This is a genomic window from Bartonella sp. MU70NMGDW (assembly GCF_042194085.1).
Taxonomy (GTDB): domain Bacteria; phylum Pseudomonadota; class Alphaproteobacteria; order Rhizobiales; family Rhizobiaceae; genus Bartonella; species Bartonella grahamii.
In genome coordinates this window covers 1-4,699 of record NZ_JBHIMK010000116.1, presented here as the reverse complement: position 1 = coordinate 4,699, position 4,699 = coordinate 1, and the positions used below count along the sequence as shown (strand labels likewise).

Annotated in this window: 2 protein-coding genes; both read right to left on the bottom strand. The window is 37.1% G+C overall.

The window, feature by feature from the left end; all coding sequences use genetic code 11:
- Positions 1-4,541, bottom strand: a 4,541-nt coding sequence (locus ACFIKE_RS08320; protein ID WP_375649225.1) for a translocation/assembly module TamB domain-containing protein, incomplete at its 3' end; no start/stop codon positions are given.
- Positions 4,541-4,699 (bottom strand): BamA/TamA family outer membrane protein (locus ACFIKE_RS08315; protein WP_375649227.1); only part of this gene is annotated, 159 nt, incomplete at its 5' end. The genes ACFIKE_RS08320 and ACFIKE_RS08315, both read right to left, overlap by 1 nt.

Here is a 4,699-nt window from a genome sequence, read left to right as displayed (position 1 = left end):
GACCCTGCTTCAAAGCCCAAATAAATATTATTGTGTATGTAGCGTCCAATACGTAAGCCTGTATTACCCTTCTCATTAACGATAACATCAAGATCATCAAGCCCAATTTTAGTTCGTAAAGTATTCAACAAAGATGTATTAGAAGCACCTGCAAGATCAGCCGCTGCTGCTGCAAGTTGAGCAATCTGAAATGGTGATAATTCATTAAGAGAGCGATTAAAAATCAAACGCGCCAAAATCTCATCCTGAGGCAAATTCGGTTGTGAAGAAAAATTAATATCAAGATTATCAATCGTCCCACTTACCGTTACAGTGACGCGAATATCACCACTGTTATTGTTGGTTACAAAATAAACCGTAGGATTAAGATTACCGCTAAAACTCGCTTGCCCTTGATCAAAATTAAGACGTTGCGAAAGAATATCAAAACGTCCACGAATCATTCTAAATTCACCAACTGGATGCACATCATTCAATGGGCCTGCTAGATTAATGCGTCCTCCAAGTTCAGCATCTAAGCCTTTTCCGCGTACAAAAAATTGATTGCGTGCTGTAATACTCATATTTGATAACACGACAGATGAAGATTCTTGTGTAACTATAAGGCTTTTGCTTTTGTTCGTTTTCTTAACATCAGCACGTTCAAGTGTTGTTTGAATCGATTTAGTTAAATTCTTATTTCTAATATCAAGAAACTTAGCACTTTTAAAATGATCAGGAACAAAAACTTCAGCTTTTTCAACGATGATATCACCACCAACAACAAGATCATTTAAAAAATGACCTTTCATTGTCATCTCACCTGACAATGTTGCCAGAATCATAGAACCATCATTATAATTGGCATTATCAAGATGAAATATCAAATCTGTCTCTAGACCATTAGAGATACGACCTGAAGCAGAAATTCTCCCCCCCTCAAACGAAGAAGCTGAAGCTTTCTCTATAAGGATATGATCACCATTCAATTTGCCTTCAAGCGTTATATTATTCAATCCTACATTTGTTTGTGAATCAAAAAAGCTACCGTCGCCTATAGAAATATTTCCTATCAATTGTGGCTTTGATAACGTTCCATTAAGAACTGTATCAATTCTTGCTGTACCCGTTATATGTGCACCACGCTTAGCTAATAAGAGATTAACAAAATCAAGAGGCATTATCCCTTTAACGTTTAATTTTGCCTCTGAACCATTAAGAGATACAGGCCCATGGACGGAAAGATCTAATCCTTTATCTCCAGTAGCTATCATATTTTCAATATGAAATGTCGATTTTTTATAAGAACCACGAGCATTTATATTGATTGACATTGGTCCTTTATGCGTCATAGCGGTTAAATTTTGACTAGAAAGCTCAAAATGAGCAGATGGATCCTTCATTATTCCACCAATATCAATTTTGCCTATCAGTGTCCCATCAAGCGCTTGTCCTGCAATAAAACCATTCGCCAAACGTGCAGATAAATTTTGCAAATTAATATGAAGATCAAGCGTATTTTTCTCTAGAGATACATGCCCCTGAGCTTGTGCTTGTACTCCTTCTCCTGTTAAATTTGCATTTAAAGTAAGATTTTGATCTACAGTGTTTCCCGTAGCAGAAAGAGAAAAAGGCATAATTTTTTTATCTTGAAAAGCAACGGTTGTCAGTCCCTCACCTTTTATATCGTACGTTATATCAGGTTTTTTTAAATGACCACGAATCATAACATGCCCTGTTACACTCCCTGCTGCTCCAAGATCTGCTTTCCACAGATTGACTAAAGTAGCAGGAAGCGCATTCATTGTAAGTTGCAAATTCAGGGTATCTTGAATATTCCCTGCTAAGATGATGTTGCCTCCATTTATTGCAATTCCTAATTCATTGATTGTCATTCCATCTTTATCAAAAGCAATTATGGATGGTTTCAGCAATGTTGCATGAAAAATGTGTTGTTTTAGATCCACAGTTTCAATTTGCACTTCTCGTTTTATACTGTCTGGAAGTTCCTCAACCATTAAACGACCAGAAAGCTGTGCATTGAGAGTATCATGCAACATCGCTTGGACAGTAAAAACCGTTTGTCCATTATTTCTATCGGCGTGAGCATTTAAACGATTGACCATTATCAAAGGTGTTTGAATATGTTCTGCATTGATAACTCCTTCAAACTGTGTCATGCCAAAAGGATCGAATATGTCAGCATCTATTGCCAATTTTTTTATTTTATTCTTGGAAAAATTCAAATGGCTAACATGCGCCTTCACATTGGTTTTTTGTCTGCCATTTTGTTCATCAAAAATAAAATCTCCTTTTACTTTTCCACTACCATCCTGCAAAAATAACGCTGAAAGTACGGAAATATCATCGGCATCAATATGCAACGCTCCTTTCAACCCCCCCCCAAGTTGTTGAGAAAGAGCACCCGTTATTTTTGCACTTCCCCCTCTAATATCGATATTTTCAAGTTTTCGAATTTTATGAGAATCTTTAAAAGAGGCCGATAAATGCAAAGGTTTCTTAGCAAAAATCCCTTCACCTTTTACCACCCCCGTTAAAGCAGTAACTGGTGCTGTATTATCTATAAGTGCATCTATGTTAAATGTTGTGTTTTGAAGTTTCTTCCCTACGATTAATGCTTCAGCAATATGAGCACGTGTATTTAGTTTTATATGGCTATTGCGCCCTCTCGCCGTACTTTCAATCGTAAGCGCACCGCTTATCTTTGGATCTAATTTGGACAAATCAGATATTTCAGCAGATAGATCCATTTTAGCGCTTTCATCTGAAAAATAACCATTAGCCTTTATGTTTGTATATTGATTTTTCAAATTAAAATGACGAAAAATGAAACCCTTCGTATTTCGAGTAGCACCACCTGAAAGAGTGATGTTTCCTTTGAATAAACGATCAAAAGACTGCACGCCTATTTTCATATCGTCAGCCATTCCTGATAATTGGAGATCAAAAATGCCACTCAATAAATTGATCGTTCCTTTGGCTTTAATATCTGCACTACCAGAAAGTGATTGTTTACTGAACACTTCCAAAGGAGTTAATGTTTGAGCTTTTAAACCGAGATCGCCTTTAAAAACAAAACCCTCCATTGTCCCTTTTAACCAAGAAGAAAAACCCTGAGCCGTAACACTCAGATCATGAATCAAAATTGGTTTATTCGAAACAATATCCGTATCTAAATGCACATGAACCGCTTGGCTTAAATTTTCTACTAACGCTCCCTTAATTTTTTTAACCCCTTGAAGCGTTCCTTTAACCTGAACACCAACATGACGAGAAGCTGCATTATCAAGATTTTCGCTTACTCCTCCCATATCAAAAATTGCATCGCGAATATAAATATTTTTATTGCTTAAATGACCTACAACCAACCGCCCATTCCAAGATTGTTGCCCTTCGCGACCATAGTCAATGTTCAAAGCAAGAGTATTCGCAGGTTTTGATACTTCCGATACAGGTAAATGAATAGACTCCTGTTCGTTATCAAGAGCCATTTTACCATCAACAAAAAGCCGCCGCAAAAATCCATCAGCGGTTATTTCAGCATTGGCTATAACATTCATTGCTTTGCTCTGAATAACCATCTGATCAAGGTGTGTCACACCTTCTTTTGTTCTTCTTGTCTTTGCTTTTAATGTTATATCAGATTCGAAGAGACTACGATATTGAGAAGGTATTAAAGGGCTCAGTGTTCCCTCTAGTTTCGTAGAAAAACTGTGTCCTTCTGGAACACTTGCAAGAATAACATTACCATCTAAAATAGAATGATGATCGGACTCTAAAGAAAGTTTGATAACCAAATCATCAAAAGTACCATCACCTTTCACGACGAGATTTAATGCTGGACGTTGTTCAATGTTAAAAATATTCGCCAAAATACCATTTTGTGGTTCGTTAGCAGAAATATCAATTTGAGCTGTACGATTACTATCAGATATCTTGGTGACAACAGAAAAAGAACCTGGTGCATCTAAACGATGCGCCGCTATATCGACATCAAAATTACCACTAGCCAAAGTGAGATTACCTTTTAATGACATATCAGCAGAAAAACCAAAAAGATTCTGTTCAAATGTCACATGTTGAGCTATAAGCGTATTGATAGAAAGAGCAAGCGGCAATTTTGGTAAAGAGAACTTGCCCGTCCCAAGGGAAGAAACAAAAGAAGAATTGCCTTGCGGTTTTCGTAAAAATGTAACCTGTTCTGCCGAAAGCTGGTTAATGTCCATCCGCCCTCTCAGCAACGCTAGACGATTCCAATCCATTTTAGCATTGGTAATTTTAAGCCAAACCCCTTTTTTATCACTGACAGTAATAGCATCAATTGATGTTTGAGAAGACAGTGTCCCTTGTATATTATGTAAACGAACTTGACGATTGGGCGTTGAAAGCTTTCGTTCAATTAAAGAAACAAACCATGAGCGATCATCTGTTTTCATTTCGCTAGAGGGAAGAGTATCTCCTCTTTGCGCAAAAACAAAACCACCCACCCCAAAAAACAAAAATACAAAGAAGAAAGCTGATAAATGTACACCTTTTTTCATTAAAATGCTTGCCCTATACCCACATAAAAACCAATGCGAGGATCACCCTTCTCTCTCTTTAAAGGAAAGGCTAAATCAACGCGTAAAGGACCAAGACCCGTCATATAACGACCTCCTATACCGGCTCCCCATTTAATTTTTTGAGAAAAATCAAAATT